Origin of the sequence: Persicitalea sp. (genome assembly GCF_041751555.1) — a bacterium.
GTDB lineage: Bacteria > Bacteroidota > Bacteroidia > Cytophagales > Spirosomataceae > Persicitalea.
Genome location: NZ_JBGSXF010000039.1, coordinates 1 through 1,969 on the forward strand (window position 1 = coordinate 1; position 1,969 = coordinate 1,969).

The window sequence follows — 1,969 nt, forward strand, 5'->3', positions numbered from 1 at the left end:
TTGCTCCAAACGGATATTTAATTGCTGTATTTAATCGGCTGAGTGAAACAATGCCGACGCCGGAATAGCTTGTTGAGCAACACCATCAGTCTGCCACGTCCAGTCTAAAGCGGGCTTTCCGTTTCCCGTTTGATGGTAAAAAATTTTGAATGGGTGATAGCCCGCTTTCATCTGAACCGTGGCCGAAATGGGTAATTTCAATCTGGGATCATCTGGATAACTACGATCAAGTACCAGCGCATCGTGCAGTTTCAATACATAGCTGCCGTTCCCGTCCATCGAGAATTGATAGGTACCGTCTTTCGGTATTTTCAAATATCCCATTTGGCAAATCATCCCTTCTTTCATAGGATTTTTTCTAATGTCGGCTTCAGATGAAACGCCCGTCTGCGAAGTTGGACGATCAGAAAGATCGGCCACCCAGGGAAACTCGCCTTCGTGGGTCATCCAGCGGACACCAGGAGTCAATTTTGTAGTTTCCTGTGCGGCCATGGGTTCCAAATCGTAGGGTCGAGGCGCTTCACTGTCGGGCCTGCGTACCTGAGTGACTTTGTCTTTGAATGCTCTTTGCATACTAGCAAACGCATCCTGCCCAGCCAGATTCTTCGTTTCCTGGGGATCGGTAACGACATTGTAAATTTCAAAGTCATCGGCAGCTGACTTGATGTCGTACCGCACGCCAACGAAATCGCCCAGCCTGATCTTTTGCATCTGATTACGTCTCCTTTTCCGGTGATTAGGCGAGAATTCATCAAAGCCGGGCGTCGTGCCGTTGTTTTCGTACTCGATATACACTAACCCTTGCTTCTGTTTTCCTTGTCCGGTGAGCATAGGCAGTAAAGACACGCCATCGGTTCGAGCAGGAGCAGGCACCCCGGCGGCGGCGGCAAAAGTAGCCAGCCAGTCGTAGTGCGCACTGGGTTCAGCAACTACCTTACCAGCAGGTACGGCTCCAGACCACTGCACCAAAGTCGGCATCCTGATTCCTCCCTCCCAGACATCACGCTTTATGCCGTCAAATGGACCGAAACTGTTAAAGAAAACGGGTTCGTACTCCTCTGGCAAATATGATTCGACGCTGGGCCCATTATCGGAAGTGAACACAACCATCGTGTTTTGATCGATCTTCAAATCTTTCAGAAGCTGCATAATGTCGCCTACTCCGTCATCAATCCGGCGGCATAGCGAAGCGTAACGTTTATACACGTCGGGCCAGGCTACCTCTGGGGTCGAAGGATTTTTGTCGTGATCGTAAGTTGCGCTAAGGTAGTCGGGATGAATATAAGAATCCGGCGTTCCAGACGCAGTATTTATCATTTTCCCTTTATTACCCAGCCATTGTAATCCCCCGTTAAGTCCGCCACCAGCCGGGTAAGCCTGCGTGGGTAGTTCCAATACGGCGTGGGGTACATCGTAAGCCAAGTACATAAAAAAAGGTTTCTTCGTAGCCGCCTGTTTTTTAATAATATCTTTGGCCTTAGCAGTCCAAAGGTCGGTGGTAAAGCTTTTATCGAGTCCTGCCGAAACGTCGGTTTTATTTTCCCATACCTCTTTTTTACCCCGGTAGATTCCCTCCTTGGGGTAGTGTTCGTGTCCATCGCGGTGGCGGATGTAGGCATACGAATAGTCAAAGCCCCGGTTCAAGGGGTGGGCGGGCCAGTTGGGTGCCTCGGCATCTGATCCTTGCAGGCCCCATTTTCCAACTAAACTTGTATGGTACCCGGCTTGCTTCAACACAGAGCTGAGGGTGTAGGTATCTTGCAATTCTTTGTCGAACTGATTGTTACGGATGTTGGCATGGCCCTGGCTCACTCCTAAGAGCAAGGAGGCGCGGGAAGGAGCACAAACCGGAGCCGAACAGTAGTGATTGGTGAGCATGGCGCCCGATTCAGCCATTTTATCGAGTGCGGGCGTAAACTGCCAAGGTTCACTGCGGTCGTTGGCTTTCATACGCTGCTTTTGCCAAAAT

Annotated in this window: 1 protein-coding gene; it reads right to left on the bottom strand. The window is 50.2% G+C overall.

The window, feature by feature from the left end; genetic code table 11:
• Positions 1-30 precede the first annotated feature (30 nt).
• Positions 31-1,969 (bottom strand): sulfatase-like hydrolase/transferase (locus ACEW8P_RS01175; protein WP_373511281.1); only part of this gene is annotated, 1,939 nt, incomplete at its 5' end.